Raw genomic sequence first — 20,218 nt, forward strand, 5'->3', positions numbered from 1 at the left:
TTCATGGACGATAGCGTCATTACCCAAGCTTACTGAGCAGCGCATGCCCGCACCCCGGCCCCCTAAGTTTCCGAACTTACCCAAGCTACCCACGATATCTGCCACCCCGCTGGCAGTTGCGCAGCCGTTTGATTACGCGCAGCTGATGCGCGCCTTAAGCACGCAAAATATCGGCCTGTGGCACTGGGACATGCACGACCAGCAAATCTTTTGGTCTGACGGCGTGCACCAACTGCTGGGCATCGAGCCTTATGCCCTGCCGCGAGATGTGCCGAGCTATTTACAACTGGTGCACCCCGACGACCGTGACACTGTCGAGCAAACGCTCACGCGCTGGAGCAGCACGCTGACCGGCCTGCACCGTTTGCGCCATCGCCTGTGCACTGAGCAAAACAGCCTGCCGCGCTGGATTGAATTCAGCGGCCATCTGGAGCTAGACCAGCTCGGCCACGCGCAAATGATTGGTTTAGTGCGCGACATCAGCCAACGGCAACTCAAACAACACCGTTTAGACAGCGCCGAACAACGCATTGCCGCGCTATTTAATGCAAGCCCAGAAGCCTTGCTGGTGTTTGATCGGCACAGCCGCCATATCGTGCAAGCTAACCAGCGCTTTGCCGAGCTGTTTGATTGGCCGTTAGAGCAAGCCCTCGGCAGCCCCATTGAACAACTGAACTGGCTGCCGGACGAGCTACTGCTGCGCCTCAACAACCAAGCCATCATCAGTGAAGAAGTCGCGTTAAATAACCAAAGCGGCCAAGCCATTCACGGCTTACTGCATGCGCAAACCCTTGAGCTCATGGAGTCGCAGCAGGTTTTTGTCAGCTTCTTGGATTTAACCCATCTACACGAAACCCAAGCCGCGCTCAAAAACAGCGAAAAAAAGTTTATTAGCGCCTTTCATGGCTCACCCAACGCCTGCTCGATCAGCGAGTTCACCACAGGCCGCTTTCTTGAGGTCAACGTTAACTTTATCCGCCGCTTGGGCTACAGCTCACATGAAGCCAAAGGCCATACCTCGTTTGAGCTAGGACTGTGGCCGCACCCTGATGATCGGCAGAAGGTCATCGACCACCTGCTGCGCGAGCAGCGCCTACGCGATTACCCCGTCCGCTTTCGCCACCGCGACGGCAGTATCGGCGATTACTTACTCAACGGGGATCGCTTACAACTACAAGGCAAAGACTGCCTTTGTTTAAGCATTCTCGACGTCACCAAGCTTAACCAGCAGCAGCAAGCCCTTGAGCACAGCCGCGAGCAACTCAACCTAGCCTTACAGGCAGCCAAATTGGGCACGTGGGAGTGTGACATTGCCCAAGGCATCATTCGCGCCAACGCACAAACCTGCGCTCTGCACGGGTTTGCGCAGACGGAATATCAAGGCCGCCTCGATGAGTACCTGCAGGTTATTCACCCCGCCGATCGCAACCTGATTACCGAGGCCTTCGATAAGCTGTTTAAAGGCCGGGTCAACCATTACCAAGTCAGCTTTAGGGTCATCTTTAGCAACGGCGAGTGTCACTACTTAGAAAGCACCGCCGAACTGGATCGCACCGCTGACGGCGCACCCAAGCAGCTGATTGGCGTGATGCGTGACATCACCCAAAGCACCCTCAATCAACAGCGCTTAAAAGCCTCGGAAGAGCGCTTCGCCAGTTTGTTTCAAGGCTCGCCCGTGCCCGTCTCACTGACGCGCGTGAGTGACCGCCGGTTCATCGACGTCAACCAAAGCTTCTGCGAGACATTCGGTTACGAGCGCACGCAGCTACTGAACAGCACCGTGCCGCAAATCGAGTTTTGGCGCGACCCACAAGCGCACGAGCGCGCCTTTGACGATCTACGCGCGCACGGTTCACTACAAAATCACCCGTGCGAATTTCGCCATTACGACGGCCATACCCTGCACTACGAAGTGTCGTCGCGCTTTCTCAATATCGACGGCGATACGTGCATCCTCACCAACTTTCATGACATTTCTCACATACACCAGGCTGAGCAAGCATTACGCGCTGAGCGCACCAAGTTCTCGCTCGCGTTCCACTCCAGCCCAGACGCCATCACCATCACCGAGATCGACACCGGCCGTTATATCGAAGTTAACGAAGGCTTTACCCGCTTAACCGGCTTAACCTCCGCGCAAGTCATCGGGCGCACCGCTTTCGACGTCAATATCTGGGCCTACCCCGAAGAACGCGGGCAAATGATCGAGCTACTGCGCCGCGATGGCCAAGTACAGGGCTTTGAAATGCACGGCCGCCATTGCGATGGCAGCCTCTTGCAAGTGCTGGTCTCGGTCATACCGATTGAGCTGGAAAACAAGCACTGCCTGTTACTCACCGCCCGCGACATCAGCCGGCAGAAAAAAGCCGAAGAACGCATCCAGCATTTGGCCTATCACGATGCGTTAACCAACCTGCCCAACCGCGCACTCTTGCTCGATCGCTTACAACAACAGCTACTCATCCTTGAGCGGCAAAAACTTTTTGGCGCGCTGTTGTTTATGGATTTAGACCACTTCAAAAACATCAACGACTCGCTAGGCCACGCCTGTGGTGATGACGTACTAAAAGAAGTCGCCTTGCGCCTGAGTCAACACGTGCGCGGTGAAGACACCATTGCCCGCTTAGGCGGTGATGAGTTCGTGGTGTTGCTGTTCGGCTTAGACGGCAGCCGTGAAGAAGTACGCCAACATGTGACACAAATTGCCGAAAAAATTCGCCGCGTCATTGCTGAACCCATGAATGTGCAAGGCCACAACCTGCAGATCACCCCCAGCATTGGCATTGCCCTCATCCCAGATCACGGCAAAACGGCCGACAGCCTGCTGATGCACGCAGACCTTGCGCTGTACAAAGCCAAAGGCGCTGGGCGCAACACCGCACAAATCTTTAAACGCAGTCTGCAACAAGCAGCCAACAAGCGCCTGCAACTGCATAACGAGCTGCGCAGCGCTTTAAGCACCGGGCAATTTCAACTGCACTATCAACCACAAGTGACCTTGCCCAGCCTGGCGGTCACCGGCGCCGAAGCCTTGCTGCGCTGGCAGCACCCTGAGCGCGGCGCTCAATCACCGGCTGACTTTATCGAAATACTCGAAGAAACCGGCTTGATCATCGACGTCGGCAACTGGGTAGTCCTCGAAGCCTGCCAATGTTTAGCCCGCTTATTGGCCAACAACCTTGTTGATCCCGAGAAATTCACCCTGGCGGTCAACATTAGCCCTCGGCAATTTCGCCAAGCGCAATTTGTCGAAAACGTTGAATACGCGCTGGCCACCAGCGGCATTGATGGCCGCCTGTTAAAGCTAGAAATCACCGAAGGCATCGTCATCAGCGATTTCGACGACACCGTGGCCAAAATGCAGCAGCTCAAGCGTCACGGCGTAGGCTTTGCCATCGACGACTTTGGCACCGGCTACTCATCGCTCACCTACCTCAAGCGCATGCCGGTAGACGTGTTAAAGATCGATCAATCCTTCGTGCGCGACTGCACCCAAGACGCCAACGACGCCGGCATTATTCAAGCCATCATCGCCATGGGACACAGCCTTAACTTACAGCTGATTGCCGAAGGCGTGGAGATGGACGCGCAGCAGAGTTTCCTGCTGGACAATGCTTGCCAGCGCGCGCAGGGCTATCTGTACAGCCGCCCACTGAGCGAGGCAGACTTTGGCGCCTGGTTAAGCCAACACCACCCCCTGCGGCAACGTGAGCCACGCCATTAATCGGCCAAGGGCCTCCGCTAGGCCGGCGAATACGCCACGCAAGGTGTCAGGCGCGATTTTTGCCTGTATGTTGTGCATCTTTCTGTCTGTGTTGTAACAAGGAATCATCGCTCCATGAGTGCAGCCTCAAGTGCGCGCCCTGCTGTAACAGCAACCACCCTGCAAACGCGCGAGTACTATTCACGCATTTTGGCCTACCTCGCTGCAGCGGCGACTCTCGCTTCGGGCATGTATGCGCTGTACTTCAGCTATGACTTGTTGTGGATGGTGCCTTACGCGCTGATCTACCCGCACATTGCCCACCACGCCTCACTGCGTTTTCGTTACAGCCATACCGAGCAGCGCGAACAAATCTTGCTGTTTCTGGATGCCTTCCATGCCGGCGGCGCGGCTATTTTCTTTGGCTTGTCGGTAATGCCGCTGTTTATGTTGTTGATGATGCTGTCGTTCAGCTCGCTGGTTTCCGGCGGCTTACGTTACTTAGGCTTAGCCCTGCTGGTGTTTGTGTGCGGCGGCCTAGTCGCCACCCTGCTCACGCCACTGAACATTTTGCCGGCCACCCCCATTGTGGTCGCCGTGGTCAGTGCCACCGGCACCATTATTTACGTCAGCATCACCGCCAATTTTGTGCATCAGCAAAGCGAGCGCTTGACTCAAGTGCGCGAAGAAATGAAGCGCGAACAAGAAAAAGCGGCCCGCCAAGCCAATAGCTTGGCCAAATACCTGTCGCCACAAGTGTGGGAGTCGATCTTCTCCGGCAAAAAGAGCGCCAAGCTGGAAACCCAACGCAAAAAGCTAACAGTCTTTTTCTCCGACATTAAAGGCTTCACCGAGCTGTCTGAAGAAATGGAGGCCGAAGCCCTCACCGACTTGCTCAACAACTACCTCAACGACATGTCGAAGATCGCCCTCAAGTACGGCGGCACTATCGATAAGTTTATCGGCGATGCGGTGATGGTGTTTTTTGGCGACCCCAGCACCCAAGGCGCGAAGAAAGATGCCGTTGCCGCAGTTTCTATGGCCATCGCCATGCGCAAACACATGAAAGTGCTGCGTCAACAATGGCGCGCCCAAGGCATCACCAAGCCGTTGGAAATCCGCATGGGCATCAACACCGGTTACTGCACCGTGGGTAACTTTGGTGCCGAAAGCCGGATGGATTACACCATCATTGGCCGCGAAGTGAATTTGGCCAGCCGCCTAGAAAGCAACGCCGACTCCGGCGAGATTTTGGTCTCGCACGAAACCTATTCAATGATCAAAGACGTGGTCATGTGCCGCGATAAAGGCCAGATCAACGTCAAAGGCTTTTCACGGCCAGTGCAAATCTACCAAGTGGTGGATTTCCGCCGCGATCTCGGCGCCAGCTCCAGCTATGTGGAGCATGAGCTGCCGGGCTTCTCGATGTATTTGGACATGACCAGCATCCAAAACTACGACAAAGCCAAAGTCATGGAAGCCCTGCGCCAAGCCGCCGAAAAACTGCGTGACAAGGTGATTGTCTAAGCCGCACAACAAGCGGCTTAACGCGTCACCGGCGCAGGCGTTTTAATTGCTGCGGCACCAACATGCTGCTGCGCGGCTTGCAGCTTAAACAGCTCGATGTGACCGTCCCAGTGTTCGATCAGCGCACTGCAAGACTCCACCCAGTCACCGCAATTGTGGTACTCCACGCCATCAATGCTGCGTATTTCAGCGTGATGAATGTGACCGCACACCACCCCATCAAAACCGCGCTTGGCACACTCGTGGGCAATCGCTTGCTCAAAGTCGCTGATAAAGTTCACCGCGCCTTTGACCTTGTGCTTTAGGTAGGCCGACAACGACCAGTAGCCGTAGCCCCAGCGCTCGCGCCAGTGATTAAGCCAACGATTGAGCACCAACGTAAACTCGTACGCCGAGTCGCCCAAGAACGCCAACCAGCGGTGATAGCGGGTGATCACATCGAATTGATCGCCATGCACCACCAGCAATTTGCGCCCATCCGCCGTGATGTGCTCACACTCATCTAACAGTTGAATGTTACCCAGCATCAACGCCCCGTAGCGGCGCAGAAACTCGTCATGATTGCCGGTGATGTACACCACCTCAGTGCCGCGCTTGCTTAAGGTCAGAATGCGTCGAATGACGTTGGTATGTGCCTGCGGCCAGTACACGCCGCTGCGCAACTTCCAGCCATCGATGATATCGCCGACCAAATACAGGCGATCCGGCTGATAGGTTTTCAGAAAGTTAGCCAGATACTCGGCCTTGCACCCACGCGTCCCCAAGTGCACATCCGATATCCATAGCGTTTTAACCCGTTGCTTGCCCTGTGCAGGAAACTGTTCGGCACTGGTCATGGTGGCTCTCCGCTGTTTTTTGCCATACTTAGGCCGGCAGATGACCCCCACATGACCATTGCGCGACCCTTGCGTGACAGTCGCAGCCAGTCTCACTAAAACCTCGCCCAACGAGCCCCTTTCGATGCTGCAACTGACTCGCCGACAAGCCCTGATCGGCTTACATATTGGGGCCATCACCTTCGGATTAGCGGGCATCTTCGGCAAACTGGCCTTAGTCGGCCCTGTGCTGATTGTGTTTGGTCGCGCCTTGGTTGCCTTACTGAGCTTGCTGCCTTTGACACGCAACCCGTGGCCGACGCATTGGCGTCACCTTGCTATACCGCTGTTGTGCGGCGCGTTACTGGGCCTGCACTGGCTGAGCTTCTTTCAGGCTGTCGAGGTCGCAGGCGTTGGCTTAGCCACCTTGGGCTTTGCCAGCTTTCCAGCCTTCACCTTATTGCTGGAAAGCGTGCTGTTTCGTGAGCGCATCGTGCCGCGCGAGTGGTGGGTGCTGTTGCTGGTGAGCGCAGGGCTGTTGTTAGTCACGCCGGACTTTTCTCTGCAAGCGGATAGCACCGTCGGTCTGTTATGGGGCGTTTTCTCTGGGCTGACCTTTGCCTTGTTAAGCCTGTGCAACCGCAAAACCCCGGCACAACTAAGCCCTATTCAAGCAGCGTGGTGGCAAAACCTGTTTATCGTGCTGCTACTTGCCGCTTGGGCCGTGCCCGAGCTTGATCAAGTCAGCCGCCAAGGCTGGCTGTGCATGATCGCCCTAGGTTTGCTGTGCACCGCCTTTCCGCACAGTATGTTGGTGGCCAGCGTGCGGGTGCTGAAAGCTCGCGACGCCGCCCTGATTTTCGCCCTAGAACCGGTGTACGCCATTGTGTTTGCTTGGTGGCTATTCAGCGAAGTGCCCAGCCTGAGCATGCTCGCCGGCGCAGGACTGATCTTGCTGGCGATTACGCTAAGTAGCCAGCGCACACCGGCTCACTGAGCAGCCAGGCTATTTAACGCTCGTTGTGCCCCAGATCACGCTCTGGGGCGATGACATCGCGCACGCGTTGTTTGAGTACCTTAGCCTCTGGGAAGCCACCGTCGGCCTTACGCTCCCAAATCAACTGCTCATTACAGGTGATGGTGAAGACGCCGCCCCGCGCCGGCACCAGCGCCACCTCACCCAAGTCATCGGCAAAGGTGCTGAGCAGCTCTTGCGCCAGCCAAGCCGAGCGCAGCAACCACTGACACTGACAACAGTAAGTAATCCGCACACACGGTTTATCGCTCATACAGCGCTCCCAATACAGACCCGACAAGCGCGGCGCAGCTCTCTATAATGGCCGCCGCTGGCAGGGCCAAGAGAATTGGCTGCGCGCAGCCCCCGTTTTTTGAGGATTATCCATGTTGTGCCGTGTCATTTTGTTAATTTTTCTCACTGCACTCAGCGTGTTGCCCGCGCAAGCGCGCGAACACCGCGTGGGCTTGGTGCTATCGGGTGGCGCGGCACGGGGCTTGGCGCATATCGGTGTGCTTAAAGCCCTCGAAGAACAAGGCGTGCGCATTCACGCGATTGCCGGCACCAGCATGGGTGCCGTGGTGGGCGGTCTCTATGCTGCCGGCTACAGTGCTGATGAGCTAGAAACGCTTGCCATCGAACTCAACTGGGGCGAGGTTCTCTCAGACCAACCGCCGCGCCGCAGCGTGCCGTACCGGCGCAAACAAGACGATCGCGACTTTCTCAGCAAGCTGCGCTTTCCGTTTCGTGCCGATGGCACCTTGGGCCTGCCGCTAGGGGTGATCCAAGGACAAAACCTTGACCTTGTCCTGCAGAGCTTGCTGCTGCACATACCGAACAACCAGTCATTTGACCGCCTGCCCATCCCCTTCCGCGCGGTGGCCACCAATATTGCCAGCGGCGACATGGTGGTGTTCGACCACGGCAATCTGGCGATCGCCATACGCGCCAGCATGTCGATTCCCGCCGCTTTTAGTCCGCTGCAGCTTAACGGCCAACTGCTCGTAGACGGCGGCATGGTCAATAACGTGCCCATCGATGTAGCCCGCGCCATGGATGTCGATCAAGTCATCGCGGTCGACATCGGCACCCCGCTGGCCAGTGCCGCCGAGCTTGATACCGTGCTCGACGTGATGAATCAGTCCATCACCTTGATGACACGCAAAAACGCTCAGGCGCAAATTGCCACCTTACATAGCGAGAGGGACTTGCTGCTGGTGCCCGAGCTTAACGGCATGGCCTCCGTCGACTTCAGCCAAGCACGCTTTGCCATGCGCGCCGGCTATTTGGCCGCGCAGGCTGCAAGCCATACGTTAGCCTCGCGCTTCGCCCACGGTGAGGCGTTACCTGTGATCACGCGCAACGAACGCCGCCCGCGCATCGACAGCATTCGCATCGAAAACAATTCAGCGATCAGCGACCAAGTGATCCGCCAGCATCTTCGTCAGCCACTCGGTGAGCCGCTGAACTTGGCGCATCTACAAAGCGATCTGGCGACCTTATACGGCCTCGAATACTTTGACCGCCTGCAATACCGGGTCGACAACACCCCGCAAGGCAACGAGCTAGTCCTGGAAGCACATGCACGCCGTAGCGGCATTAACTACCTCAACCCCGGCATCAGCTTGGCCGATGATTTTAATGGCGGCAGCAGCTACACCATTGGCGCAAGCTTTCGGATCAACGGCATTAATGAGCTCGGTGGTGAGTGGCTAACCCGTGTGCGCTTGGGCGACGAACAAGAGCTGTACAGCGAGCTGTATCAACCGCTGGATTACGGCTCACGCTATTTTGTCGCGCCTTACCTGCACCTTGAGCGGCAAAACATCGACATCCTCGACGACCTTGAGCCTATCGCCGAGTACAAGGTCAGCACCTACGCCACGGGCATCAATCTGGGCCGGCAAATCGGCAATAACGGTGAGATACGCTTTGGCGTGGGTCAAGAATGGGGCGATGCGCGCGTGCGCGTGGGGCGCGATGATTTTCCCAACTTCGACTTTGAGCAGGGTTTTTATGACCTGCGTTACTCGTACGACAGCGTGGACCAAGTGGACTTCCCCACCAGCGGGCAAGAGCTGGCCCTGCACATACGCCAATATGACCCAAGCCTTGGCGCTGACGAACGCTACCGGCAGTGGCTAATCAGCACCAACGTGCCCTTTGCCTTAAGCGAGCGCAGCACGTTATTGCTCGGCGGCAAGTACGGCCGCGCACTGGATGATCGCCCAGCCGCGCAATCAAACTTCCAACTCGGCGGCCTGACGGAGTTGTCCGGCTACCAACCGGATGCCCTTAGCGCCCAAAACATCAGCTTGGCGCGCGCGGTGGTGTATCGCCGCATGAGCGAGCGCAGTTTCTTACCGCTGGATTTTCCGCTGTATTTCGGCGGTTCTTTAGAAGTGGGTCGCGCTTGGTACAACGGACAGTTAGGGGACTCTGGCTATATCCAAGCCGGCAGTGTCTTTATGGGCTATGTCACACCCTTTGGCCCGCTAGTACTCGGCCTTGGCGCGAATGACGAAGACGAGCGTGCGCTGTACATGTCGCTCGGCCGCCCCTTCTAAGTCGTAATTCACGCCACACGGGCGGGTGATCCCCCCGTGTGGCTCATCAACCCCAGCGCTACCACTTGGCGTATTGGTCTTCGACAAAGCCCCAAAAATTCGTCAGCGTCACCGGTGCTTGCCCCGCTGGACGCAACACGCCCTCGAATCGGCCAAAGATTTGTTTAAACCGGCTGGCCACGATTAAGGCATTCATCTGTTCGCCATGTAGCCCTTCTGGGGTAAAGGTCAGCTCTACTTGGCCATCCTGCGAAAACACGCGCCACGGTTTAAGCGGCTGGTCTTGGTCAAAATCAAAAAAGCAGCCGTCCACTTTGTGCAGCTTGCCGTCTAGCCAATAACAGTTTTCCGTGACGCTGGTTTCATTGACGCCACAGGAGAGGTTAAAACCCACCGCCACGCCGTCAGCCACGCCCGAAGTACAGGCCCAGTTCCACCACGTTTCACGGCGCATAAATCCGGCCGACCAATCGTGGTGGGCATAAGCCCCGATAGCCGCCAGATCAAAATCGCCCAAGGGTGAGCTGACCTGCCCTTCACAGCGCACACCCGCGACCTTTTGCGCATAGACCCAGCCATTGACGGCAGCGCGCGTGCAGATGCACATCGGCTCGAAATCAGCATCCTGCTCAGAAAACCAGGCATCCATGCGGGTACCGTCGGCCAGCTCGACCAGCAGGCGCTTACGCCGCCCTTCGGCGCTGTTTTCTAAGCGCATGCGCACACCGCCGACGGCGATTTCACACACGCCGTTATCGGGCACCTTAGAAAAGCGACTGGCCATGCCCAGTGGCAGCTTGATGCGCTTTTCAATTTGCTGGCCGGTTTGTGGGTGATACAGGTAAAAAAAGCCGACCGTCGCCCAGCGCAAATCTGCCAAAGCACAACCGCCGATAAGCGTCTCGCTGATCACGCCAAAGTACTGGAATTGATGGAAAGCCCACTTTTTACGCCACGCGGCGCGCGGCTTACCCATGGGAGAGCGGTAATCGTAATCTAAGAAGTTAACCCGACTCGGTGGCGTCGGCAGCAGCCCAAATGCGGGGCGCCCTGCGGTAATCAGCGGTGTGGTCATGGTAAGGCCCTGTTCTTTTCAGCAACCTACCACAGGCAACAGCGGTTCAACTTGGCCGAAGCGGCCAGGGCTTTGCGCTTACGGTCAAATCCGCTGAACCTGATCGCGGCCACCCTCTTTGGCCCGATACAAGGCCCGATCGGCTTGCGCTAACAACGCTTGTTCATTCTCTTGCGGATGATCGTGCAGGCGACTGGCCACGCCCACCGACAAGGTCACCACGGCACGCGTAGAAGACGCCGCATGAGAAATCGCCAAATGTCGCACCTGCTCCACCAGTTGCAGCGCGTGGCGCTGGGCGTCAGCGGGTTCGCTGTCGTAGAGCAACACGGCAAACTCTTCGCCACCGACACGCGCGGCCATATCCAACGGTCTTCTTGCGGTGCTCTGGAGTACTTCAGCGATACGCTGCAACGCCAGATCGCCGGCGGCATGACCGTAGTGATCATTAAACGCCTTAAAGTGATCAACATCGCACAGCAAAACGCTCAAACCGCGCTCATCGCGCTCCGCCTGCTGCCATAAGGTGCTCAGGTGCTGATCAAAACTACGGCGATTACTCAATCCGGTTAAACCGTCTTGCTCAGCCAACTCGCGATTAAGCCGTACGGTTAAAAACTGCTCGCGGGTTTTGAACTCCAGCATGTAACCGCCCACCGCACCGATCAGGTTGCCGCACAGCAAGAACAGCGCATTGGTGAGCAGCTGCAAACGTGGCACGCCTGCCCACAGCTCAATGGCAATAAAACCCAGCAAGATCATGACGGCGCACAGTACGGCTTCAGCAAGGCGCAGGCCGACCAAAAAGAACCCTGCCATGGAAACCAACAGTAAGCCTTCATAGGGAAAGCTCAGATCACGGCTGTGCCCCAGGCCCACCACCGCTGCGGCGCCCAAGCCCACCACCACGATGCACAACATGGTCAACGGGGAGATCAAATACAGCGGCATGCCACGCCACAACAACGCAGCAAACAACAGCAACGGCACCAACACCACCGCCCGCACCGCCATAAACAGACCGAGTAAGTCACTGGGCGCAATTAAAATATCGACCACACAAAACAGCAGCCAAAGCGCCACACCAAACACAATACTGATGCGCAGCAAACCTAAGTTGCTGTAACCCTGCTGCTCACGAAACTCGTCCTCAAGCTTGGGCTCAAAGCGTAAGCGACGAAAACCTTGGGTCTTTTGTCGCGCATAGGCCGAGTCATCATGCGTTTGGCGGCGGCTAACAATTTCCATCGTTTATTCGCTTTGCTCCACACGGTTACGGCCAGCGTGCTTAGCCGCGTACAAGGCGGCATCGGCACGTTGATAAAGACTGGTGAAATTATCATCGCGGCTGCTGACAGCCACCCCAGCACTTAATGTCACCACCTGCTTGCCGGGCAAGCCTGGATGGCGCAGCGACAACGCCTCGACGCGAACTCGCAACTGCTCGGCCAGATTAAATAACTCGTTCTTGTTGGTGTCGTGCACGATCACGGCAAATTCTTCACCGCCGATACGTGCAGCAATATCTTGTGGGCGGCGGGTGCCGTCATTTAAGGCTTGCGCCACCAACTTCAGGACTTGGTCGCCGGCTTCGTGGCCACAACTGTCGTTATACGCCTTGAAGTGATCGACATCGAACAAACAAAAGCCCACCGCTATCGACTGACCACTCACCTGCTGCAGCCACTCACGCGCCATGAACTCTAAGCTGCGACGATTATGCAAGCCGGTCAAGCTGTCGCGCTCGGCGAGATAATTCAGCAGGTGCCGATTGAGAAACTGCTCGCGCTGGGTGTGATCTTGCAGGTATCGCCCACAAGCGCAGACCAAAACCGCGAGAATCAAATAGAAGCTGTTGACCTGAAAAGACGGTAAAAACGCCTTACCCGCCACCAGCACTCCCAGCACATGGGCGCCTACGACCAAGACAAAAGCCATCAGCAAGGAACGATGAAAGGTCATCCCCAAGGGGAAAAAGATCGCAATCACCATCAAGATCAAGCCGCTGAGCGAGTAGCTAAAGCCCAACTCACCATAAAGGAGATTGATCACCACCACCGACCACGCCCCGCCGATGATCACCGCTGGCGTTAGCGCCAACGAGAAGCGCTCCCAGCGCGGCAGTAACAACACCGGCACACAAGATGCCAAGCCTGCAAACACGATCCAACGACCATACAGCAGCCAATACAACTCTTGCGGCCAGACCTCCATCACCAGCACAGAACGTAAGCGCCAAAAATCTGAGAGCACAAACATGCCCCAGATCACCAGCGCGAGCAAAATCGCAATGCGCCGCTGACGAATTGCGGCGACGGCTAAATATTGGCAGTAGAGTTTTTCTAAGCGAGGTTGAAAGCGCAGCAAGGGAAAGCCCGCTTGCAGTTGCTGTGCAAACGGGTTGTCGGGGATGTCACTCAGTAATTCGTGATAGCGCGTTAGCATCGCCATTCCTGCTGTGGGCTTGTATAAATTCAGCACAAAGCAGCGTTTGGCGCCAATTTTTCCGCGTTAACCGTCTGTTTTTTATCAGCAACGCGCGTTGCGTTAATCCAGCAGCTCCGCCGCCAACGCACTGCGTACGCAATGCAGCACGCCGTCAGGCACTTTGCGCGTTAAGCGCTCGCGCACTTGCGCCACGCCTGGCAAATCGCCGTCGGTATCTAAGAAAGCATCTTGCACTTCGCCCAGCACGTCGTCGGGCAAATCAAGGGCTTCCTCTAGTGACAAATGCCCTGCACTGATCAGCTCGGCCAGATAAGCGTACACACTCTTCTCGCTCAAACTCAGTTGTGCGGCCATTTGTGTGGGCGTCATACCGGCGCGAGCCAAGCTAGCCAGTTCATGGCGCAAATCCTCAGGGCGCGCGGCCGACACCGGCGCACTCCCTTGCAAGACGGCCAAAAAGGCCTCGCCGTAGCGTTCTAACTTGCGAGCCCCAACGCCGCTAACCTGGGCCATTTGGCTCAAGCTGGTGGGCTGTTGGCGCAACATATCGAGCAAGGTAGCGTCAGGGAAGATCACATACGGCGGCACGCTGTGCTCCTGTGCGAGCTGCTTACGCAAAGTGCGCAGCGCCTCCCACAGATCCCGCTCATCACTGCGAACCAAATCGCGGGCGGCGCTACCGCGCGCCGCGCTACGTGCCGGCTGATGCTGCTCACGGCGCAATTGCAGCGTGGCCTCCCCCCGTAGCAACGGCCGACAAGCCTCGGTTAAACGCAGACCACCGTAGGCATCCAAATCGACATCGGCCAAGCCGCGCGCCACCAGCTGACGAAAGATGGTGCGCCACTCTTGCTCGCTGTGCTGCTGACCTTGACCAAACACCGACAAGTGCTGATGCCCAAGGCTTTGCACCTTGTCGGTTTGTTTGCCGAGCAAGATATCCACTTGCTGGCCAACGCCATAACGCTGACCACTGCGATAGATACACGACAGCGCCAAGCGCGCCGACTCGGTGGCGTCCCAGGTTTGCACGCCATCGATACAAATATCGCAATGCCCACAAGGCTCTGCGAGGTGCTCGCCAAAGTACTCCAACAGGGCTTGGCGACGGCAGCGGGTTTCTTCACACAAGGCCAGCATGGCATCGAGCTTATGACGCTCAATACGCTTGTGCCGCTCGTCACCCTCACCGTTTTGCAGCATCTGCTTTAAAAACAGCATGTCTTGCAGGCCGTAAGCCATCCACGCATCCGAGGGCAGCCCGTCACGACCGGCACGGCCGGTTTCTTGGTAATAGGCTTCCAGCGACTTGGGCAAATCCAAATGCGCCACAAAGCGCACATTGGGCTTATCGATGCCCATACCGAAGGCAATGGTGGCGACCATGATCAAGCCTTCTTCGTTGAGAAAGCGCTTTTGATGATAGGAGCGCAGCTCGTTAGCCAGCCCGGCGTGGTAGGGCAAGGCGGGATAACCTTGCTCGCTCAAGTAGGCCGCGACTTCCTCAACTTTTTTGCGCGATAGGCAATACACAATGCCCGCATCGCCTTTGCGCTCAGCCAAAAAGCCCAGCAACTGCTTACGTGGCTGATCTTTGGGCACGATGCGGTAAAAAATATTCGGGCGATCGAAACTGGCGACGAACTCCGCCGCGTGCTGCAAGTGCAGGCGCTGGCGAATCTCATCACGCGTGCGCTGATCTGCCGTGGCAGTCAGGGCGATGCGCGGCACCTGCGGAAACAACTCGGCCAACCGGCCCAATTGCAGATATTCGGGGCGAAAATCGTGCCCCCACTGCGAGACGCAATGCGCCTCATCAATGGCGAACAAAGCCAGCGGTAGAGTTTCTAAAAACGCCAGCATGCGCGGCTGCACCAGTCGCTCGGGGGCCAGGTAGAGCATTTTCAGCTCGCCTGTACGCACGCGCTGCGCGATCTCGCGCTGCTCATCGGCACTTTGCAGCGAATTCAGCGCCGCCGCTGCTACACCGAGCTCATCCAGGGTCGCGACCTGATCTTCCATCAAGGCAATCAGCGGCGACACCACCACACACAAACCGTCGCGCAGCAAACCAGGAATTTGAAAGCACAATGACTTGCCGCCGCCAGTGGGCATGAGCACCAAGGCGTCGCCGCCCTCGGCGACTTGCTCAATAATTTCGGCTTGGCGGCCACGAAACGCATCGTAGCCAAAAATCTGCTTGAGTAATGCTTGGGCTGCTTGGCGCATGCCCTTCCCCCGTGCTGCTGACTGGCTGCCCGTAGACAGAATCGGCGGGCATTATATGTCAGCCGCTTGGGCACAGGCGGCCTCTCGTCTACAATCGACTCGATTCCCTCTTGATGAGCACGCTCCCATGTCATTTGCCGACCAGCAGGCCCGCCTGCAAGCCTTCCTCGATGCCGACGATTTGCACGAAGAAGCGCTAGATTTTATGGCCACCCACGGCTTTCTAACTGCCTTGGCGATTTCGAGCGACGAAGTACCCGAGCAAGAGTGGCTAAACGCCTTGTTTGCTGAAGATCCGCATTACCAAGATGCGCAGCAGAAAAACGATATTGAAGAGGCGTTGCGCAACCTCAAGCAGCAAATCACTCGCCAACTGGCCAGCGATGAAGACATGGAATTGCCCTGCGACCTCGACTTGGGTGAAGAGCCCGACGAAAGCGATCTGCGCGGCTGGTGCATCGGCTTTATGGAAGGCGTGTTCCTGCGCGAAGAAGCGTGGTTTGAACAAGCCGAGGAAGAAGTCAGCGAGCTGTTGCTCCCCATCATGGTCGGCTCGGGCTTGTTTGATGAGCAGGAAGAGTTTGCCGAAATCGTCGATGACGATGACTTGGTCGACGACATGGTCGGACAGATTCCTGAGGTTCTGACCACCTTGTTCTTGCTCACCCAAGCGCCCGAAGAAAAACCCGCCCTGCTCAAGCCGCGCCACTAAGCGCCGCTAACATGCCCCCGCACAGCCCCCGCGAATTTCAGCAACCTTGGTTGCGCGGGGTGCTGTTTGCCTGTGGCTGGTTGTGCGTGGTGCTAGGCGTCATCGGCATCGCCCTGCCCGGCTTACCCACCACCCCATTTTTATTGCTGGCCGCCGCCTGCTTTGTGCGCAGCTCCGAGCGCGTGTATCGCTGGCTAGTACAACACCCACAGCTTGGCCCTTGGGTGCGCGACTATCTCGATGGCAGCGGCATGCCGCGCAAAGCCAAAATTTACGCACTGACGCTGATTTGGGGCTGCATTGCGCTGTCAGCCTTGCTGGTGCCACGTCCAAGTCTGTGGCTATTTATGCTGCTGGGCGGGCTGTGCGGCAGTTACTTTGTGCTCAAACAGAAAACCCGCGACCGCTAACCACCGCCACTGTTCGCGCTGTATCGCCGGCCTAGCTTAGCCGCTGCTTGAACAGGAAAACCCGCACAAAACCTCTACACTCTGGGGTATTCGTTCATCACGCTTGGATCGCCCATGCCAGGCATTGCCCTGTCGATGCGCTTGCGACCGCTCAGTTGGCACTTACCCGCCACGCTGGCGGCTTGGCTATTGGCAGCCGCCTTATTAGTGGCTAAGCCCGCCAGCGCGCCATGGGATTTCAGCCTGATCTTGCGCCAAGCGCAAAGCCTATACCCCAACCACAGCGCCGCCGGCCTGCGCCGTTTAGAAGCCTGGCAAAGCTTTATTGAGCGCAGCCAAGCGCTCAGCGAAGACGCCAAACTCGACGCCGTCAATCGCTTCTTTAACGACTACCTGCTGTTTGCTAACGACAGCCAAATTTGGGGCCAAGTCGATTACTGGGCCAGCCCCGTGGAAAGTCTGCTGCGCGGTGAAGCCGACTGTGAAGACTATTCGCTGGCCAAATACTTCACCTTGCGCCAACTCGGCGTGCCCAGCGAACGTCTGCGCATCACCTACGTAAAAGCCTTAGAGCTAAATCAAGCGCACATGGTGCTGACCTATTACGCCGACGGCGCACGCGAGCCCTTAGTGCTCGACAACCTGATTCCCAGTATTCGCCCCGCCTCCGCCCGCCGCGATTTATTGCCGGTGTATGCCTTTAACGCCGAAGGCGTTTGGCTGCCTGGCCCAGCTGGCGGACGGCGTACCGGCGACAGTAAGAAACTCGCGCGCTGGCAAGACTTGCAAGACAAGATGCAACGCGAAGGATTTCCCCCCGAATAGGGGTAGGAGGAAGCATGTCACTGCTTAAACAACTGTTCTTGGCCATCTGTGTATTTCTGTTGGTGGCTTTTAGCGGCAGTTTTATCGTTGGGCTGGAAAACTCGCGCGACCAGCAAGTCGAGCAACTACGCTCACACGCGCAAGACGCCGCCACAGCGCTGGGCTTATCCCTCACCCCGCACGTGGATGACCCCGCGATGCTCGAGGTGATGGTCAACGCCATCTTCGACAGCGGCTACTTTGCGCAAATCGAAATCCGCAGCCTGCCCGACAACGCGGTGTTGGTCAGCCGCGACCTCAGTGACAGCCGCATTCAAGCGCCGGACTGGTTTGTGCAATTGGTCGACCTCAAGCCCCAAGGCGGTGACGCCCTGTTGATGCGCGGCTGGGAGCAAGCCGCCACCATCCATGTGGTCAGCCACCCGCAATTTGCCCTGAATAAACTCTGGCATAGCGCTCTCGGCAGCTTGGGCTGGTTGAGCTTGTGCGCGCTGCTCAGCGCTTTAATCGGCGGCTGGCTGCTGCGCCTGCAATTACGCCCGCTGGATTACATGGTCAAACAAGCGCGCGCCATCACTCGCCGCGAGTACTTAGTCGCGCCACAACTGCCCAGCCCGCCTGAGTTGCAGCGCGTGGTGCAGGCCATGAACCTGATGGTCAGCAAGCTCAAAAGCTTGTTTGAAGAAGAAGCCGCACGCAGCGAAGCCTTACGCCGCCAAGCCTACCAAGACGAGCTCACCGGCCTGAGCAACCGCCGCTGGTTTGATATGCAGCTCAATGCCCTGCTCAACCCTGACGAGCACAAAGCGGGGGGCTTTCTTGTGCTCCTGCATTTAAATGACTTAGCCGGCCTCAATCAGCGCCTCGGTGGTAAGCCGGTGGACCAGTTGATCCAGACCTTGGCCAACATCCTCTTAGAACACGGCAAAGGGCAAGATCACCCTGGCTGGCAATGCGCGCGCAGCCGTGCCGGCGAGTTGGCGTTATTGGCACCCGGTTTAGCCGGCGACGACGCCGAGCAACTGGCAGCCAAACTCAGCGGATTACTCGAAGTGCTGCGCGAACAGGGTTTGTCCGACTGCACACCCGTTGCGTGGCTCGGCCTAGCCGCCATGCAGCCCGGTGAAACACCTGCCACGGTGTTACAGCGCAGCGACCAAGCCCTGCAACTGGCGCAAAGCCGCAGCGATCAACCATGGGCGTTGATCGGCGAGCAAAGCCTGAGCAGTGACCGCGGCCAAGCGTATTGGCGCACGCGCCTTGAAAAGGCACTGCAACATGAGCTGATCCAGCTGTTCTTCCAGCCGGTGGTCAGCTGCGCCGACACCAGCCAAGTACTGCACGAGAAAGTGCTCGCCAGATTGGATGATCACGGCGACAGCGAACCACTCAACGCCGGACGTTTTTTGCCGTGGATAGAACGTTTAGGCCTAGGCGCTGAGCTCGACCGGCAAGTACTGGAAAAAGTGTTGCAGCACCTTAGCCTACACGCGGGCCAACTGGCGATGAGCTTATCCCCCGCCACCGCCCAGCAAGAGCCCGCACGCCGACAATTGCTGGCCACCTTGGCGCAGCACCCCGAGGCCCGTAACCGCTTAATCTTAGAGATGGACGAGCGCCATCTACCGCCTACCGACATGCTGGTGCAACTGGCTCGGCAACTGCGCCGCTTGGGCGTAGGGTTGGGCATTCAGCACTTTGGCGGGCGCTTTAGTTTGATCGGCAACCTCACCCACATGGGCTTGGCTTACCTCAAAATCGATGGCAGCTACATACATGGCATTGACCAAGAACCGGATCGTCACCTGTTTCTTGAGGCCATGCAGCGCGCCGCCCGCAGCATTGATTTGACCTTGATTGCCGAAATGGTCGAAACCCAAGGCGAGCTGGCCGTTCTGCGGCAGCTCAACATTCAAGGCGCTACCGGTCGCTACTTTGGCAAACCACAACCTGACGCCCCTTAAGCAAGCGCCACCCCAGTGACCAACAGCCCCACTTGGCTCAGCGTTAGGCGTGCCAAGTGGGGCAGCTCGGCGTTCAACGCCGCGCCGTGCAAGTGTTGTACGCGCAGCAACTGTTTCAGCAAAATCGGCAGCGGCAAAAACACCAACAAGGCCCAAGCGCTGCCCAGCAGGCCCACTTGCAACAGCCACAAAGCCTGCGCCGCGACAATAAGCCCCACTTGATAACGCTTTGCGGCCGTCTCGCCGCATTGCACCACCACAGTACGCTTACCGGCTTGTCGATCACTGTCGATATCGCGCAGGTTATTCAGGTTCAACACGCCAACACACAAACACCCCAACGCGGCTGCCGCAGGCCACGGCCACGGCTGTTCAACCGGCGTTTGTAGGGCAAACGCACCTAGGGTGCCCAGTAAGCCAAAACAGACGAAGACCGCCACATCCCCCAAACCGACGTAGCCATAGGGCTTTGGCCCCAAGGTGTAGCCCAAGGCCAGCACAGGTGCGGACACCCCCGCCAACACCCATAACGCTAAGCCGCCTTGCAGCACGCGCGGCCAAGCCATCAGCAACAAGCCTGCACCACTGAGTAATGTGAGCAAAGCGCAAAGCACGATGCCCAAAGCCATGCCCTTAGGCGTCAACCAGCCTTGCTGTACCGCCCGCAGCGGGCCCACCCGCAAAGCGTTATCCGCACCGTGCAAGGTGTCACCGTAGTCATTGGCCAAGTTCGCCAACACTTGCAGCAACAGGGTGGTCGTCAAGGTTAAAACCGCCAGCGCCGCGTTGAAGTACCCCTGCCCCCACGCCAAGCCAGCGCCCAACAACACGCACGCCAGCGCCAACGGCAATGTGCGTAAGCGCGCCGCCTGTAACCAAGCGTTAAGTGGTGTTACCCGTTTGTGCATAGCCCCTCCCTACGCACAAT

At 57.6% G+C, this 20,218-nt stretch carries 15 protein-coding genes; 8 read left to right on the top strand and 7 right to left on the bottom strand.

What is annotated here, in order from left to right; translation table 11 throughout:
* Positions 1 to 43 precede the first annotated feature (43 nt).
* Positions 44 to 3,724 carry an EAL domain-containing protein gene (locus MKI83_RS05900; protein ID WP_241583986.1) on the top strand — a complete coding sequence of 1,227 codons (3,681 nt, stop codon included), beginning with the start codon at positions 44 to 46 and terminating at the stop codon, positions 3,722 to 3,724.
* Positions 3,725 to 3,838: 114 nt separating this feature from the next.
* The gene (locus MKI83_RS05905; protein ID WP_241583987.1) at positions 3,839 to 5,230 is read left to right on the top strand and encodes an adenylate/guanylate cyclase domain-containing protein; all 1,392 of its coding nucleotides are present in this window, start codon (positions 3,839 to 3,841) and stop codon (positions 5,228 to 5,230) included.
* Between the two features lie 17 nt (positions 5,231 to 5,247).
* Here MKI83_RS05905 and MKI83_RS05910 read toward each other — a convergent pair whose 3' ends face one another.
* Positions 5,248 to 6,066 (bottom strand): UDP-2,3-diacylglucosamine diphosphatase, encoded by an 819-nt coding sequence (locus MKI83_RS05910; protein WP_241583988.1) that lies wholly within the window; start codon positions 6,064 to 6,066, stop codon positions 5,248 to 5,250.
* A gap of 133 nt (positions 6,067 to 6,199) precedes the next feature.
* Between MKI83_RS05910 and MKI83_RS05915 the strand changes: the two genes are divergently transcribed.
* The gene (locus MKI83_RS05915) at positions 6,200 to 7,042 is read left to right on the top strand and encodes a DMT family transporter (RefSeq protein ID WP_241584266.1); all 843 of its coding nucleotides are present in this window, start codon (positions 6,200 to 6,202) and stop codon (positions 7,040 to 7,042) included.
* Between the two features lie 13 nt (positions 7,043 to 7,055).
* Here MKI83_RS05915 and MKI83_RS05920 read toward each other — a convergent pair whose 3' ends face one another.
* The gene (locus tag MKI83_RS05920) at positions 7,056 to 7,334 is read right to left on the bottom strand and encodes an Rdx family protein (RefSeq protein ID WP_241583989.1); all 279 of its coding nucleotides are present in this window, start codon (positions 7,332 to 7,334) and stop codon (positions 7,056 to 7,058) included.
* 112 nt (positions 7,335 to 7,446) lie between these two features.
* On the opposite strand from MKI83_RS05920, the gene MKI83_RS05925 reads away from it, so the two are divergent.
* Positions 7,447 to 9,627, top strand: a complete 2,181-nt coding sequence (locus MKI83_RS05925; protein WP_241583990.1) for a patatin-like phospholipase family protein — start codon at positions 7,447 to 7,449, stop codon at positions 9,625 to 9,627.
* 58 nt (positions 9,628 to 9,685) lie between these two features.
* On the opposite strand, the gene MKI83_RS05930 is transcribed toward MKI83_RS05925, so the two are convergent.
* The 4 genes from MKI83_RS05930 to recQ form a co-directional block, all read right to left on the bottom strand.
* Positions 9,686 to 10,702: a DUF2804 domain-containing protein gene (locus tag MKI83_RS05930; RefSeq protein WP_241583992.1), complete on the bottom strand. Its 1,017-nt coding sequence runs from the start codon at positions 10,700 to 10,702 to the stop codon at positions 9,686 to 9,688.
* Between the two features lie 84 nt (positions 10,703 to 10,786).
* On the bottom strand, positions 10,787 to 11,950 hold the full coding sequence (locus MKI83_RS05935; RefSeq protein WP_241583994.1) for a GGDEF domain-containing protein: 1,164 nt from the start codon (positions 11,948 to 11,950) through the stop codon (positions 10,787 to 10,789).
* Between the two features lie 3 nt (positions 11,951 to 11,953).
* On the bottom strand, positions 11,954 to 13,147 hold the full coding sequence (locus MKI83_RS05940; RefSeq protein WP_241583996.1) for a GGDEF domain-containing protein: 1,194 nt from the start codon (positions 13,145 to 13,147) through the stop codon (positions 11,954 to 11,956).
* 102 nt (positions 13,148 to 13,249) lie between these two features.
* Positions 13,250 to 15,379: a DNA helicase RecQ gene (gene recQ / locus MKI83_RS05945; RefSeq protein WP_241583998.1), complete on the bottom strand. Its 2,130-nt coding sequence runs from the start codon at positions 15,377 to 15,379 to the stop codon at positions 13,250 to 13,252.
* 127 nt (positions 15,380 to 15,506) lie between these two features.
* Between recQ and MKI83_RS05950 the strand changes: the two genes are divergently transcribed.
* The 4 genes from MKI83_RS05950 to MKI83_RS05965 all read left to right on the top strand — a co-directional run bounded on the left by MKI83_RS05950 (position 15,507) and on the right by MKI83_RS05965 (position 19,290).
* A complete protein-coding gene (locus MKI83_RS05950; RefSeq protein WP_241584000.1) occupies positions 15,507 to 16,091 on the top strand; it encodes a UPF0149 family protein in 585 nt (194 codons plus the stop codon).
* Positions 16,092 to 16,102: 11 nt separating this feature from the next.
* Positions 16,103 to 16,501 carry a YbaN family protein gene (locus MKI83_RS05955; RefSeq protein WP_241584002.1) on the top strand — a complete coding sequence of 133 codons (399 nt, stop codon included), beginning with the start codon at positions 16,103 to 16,105 and terminating at the stop codon, positions 16,499 to 16,501.
* Between the two features lie 114 nt (positions 16,502 to 16,615).
* A complete protein-coding gene (locus MKI83_RS05960) occupies positions 16,616 to 17,326 on the top strand; it encodes a transglutaminase-like cysteine peptidase (protein ID WP_370867358.1) in 711 nt (236 codons plus the stop codon).
* A 14-nt stretch (positions 17,327 to 17,340) separates the two neighbouring features.
* Positions 17,341 to 19,290 carry a bifunctional diguanylate cyclase/phosphodiesterase gene (locus MKI83_RS05965; protein WP_241584004.1) on the top strand — a complete coding sequence of 650 codons (1,950 nt, stop codon included), beginning with the start codon at positions 17,341 to 17,343 and terminating at the stop codon, positions 19,288 to 19,290.
* Here the strand turns inward: MKI83_RS05965 and menA are convergent.
* Entirely contained in the window at positions 19,287 to 20,198 is a 912-nt protein-coding gene (gene menA / locus MKI83_RS05970; protein ID WP_241584006.1) for a 1,4-dihydroxy-2-naphthoate octaprenyltransferase, read from the bottom strand. The two genes, MKI83_RS05965 and menA, sit on opposite strands and share 4 nt — an antisense overlap.
* Between the last annotated feature and the right edge of the window lie 20 nt (positions 20,199 to 20,218).

Origin of the sequence: Atopomonas sediminilitoris (assembly GCF_022601735.1) — a bacterium.
Lineage (GTDB): Bacteria > Pseudomonadota > Gammaproteobacteria > Pseudomonadales > Pseudomonadaceae > Atopomonas > Atopomonas sediminilitoris.

Bases quoted from the DNA above. Each gene is read 5' to 3' on its own strand.
- MKI83_RS05900 (WP_241583986.1), top strand. From the start codon at position 44: ATGCCCGCACCCCGGCCCCCTAAGTTTCCGAACTTACCCAAGCTACCC.
- MKI83_RS05905 (WP_241583987.1), top strand. From the start codon at position 3,839: ATGAGTGCAGCCTCAAGTGCGCGCCCTGCTGTAACAGCAACCACCCTG.
- MKI83_RS05910 (WP_241583988.1), bottom strand. From the start codon at position 6,066: ATGACCAGTGCCGAACAGTTTCCTGCACAGGGCAAGCAACGGGTTAAA.
- MKI83_RS05920 (WP_241583989.1), bottom strand. From the start codon at position 7,334: ATGAGCGATAAACCGTGTGTGCGGATTACTTACTGTTGTCAGTGTCAG.
- MKI83_RS05925 (WP_241583990.1), top strand. From the start codon at position 7,447: ATGTTGTGCCGTGTCATTTTGTTAATTTTTCTCACTGCACTCAGCGTG.
- MKI83_RS05930 (WP_241583992.1), bottom strand. From the start codon at position 10,702: ATGACCACACCGCTGATTACCGCAGGGCGCCCCGCATTTGGGCTGCTG.
- MKI83_RS05935 (WP_241583994.1), bottom strand. From the start codon at position 11,950: ATGGAAATTGTTAGCCGCCGCCAAACGCATGATGACTCGGCCTATGCG.
- MKI83_RS05940 (WP_241583996.1), bottom strand. From the start codon at position 13,147: ATGCTAACGCGCTATCACGAATTACTGAGTGACATCCCCGACAACCCG.
- recQ (WP_241583998.1), bottom strand. From the start codon at position 15,379: ATGCGCCAAGCAGCCCAAGCATTACTCAAGCAGATTTTTGGCTACGAT.
- MKI83_RS05950 (WP_241584000.1), top strand. From the start codon at position 15,507: ATGTCATTTGCCGACCAGCAGGCCCGCCTGCAAGCCTTCCTCGATGCC.
- MKI83_RS05955 (WP_241584002.1), top strand. From the start codon at position 16,103: ATGCCCCCGCACAGCCCCCGCGAATTTCAGCAACCTTGGTTGCGCGGG.
- MKI83_RS05960 (WP_370867358.1), top strand. From the start codon at position 16,616: ATGCCAGGCATTGCCCTGTCGATGCGCTTGCGACCGCTCAGTTGGCAC.
- MKI83_RS05965 (WP_241584004.1), top strand. From the start codon at position 17,341: ATGTCACTGCTTAAACAACTGTTCTTGGCCATCTGTGTATTTCTGTTG.
- menA (WP_241584006.1), bottom strand. From the start codon at position 20,198: ATGCACAAACGGGTAACACCACTTAACGCTTGGTTACAGGCGGCGCGC.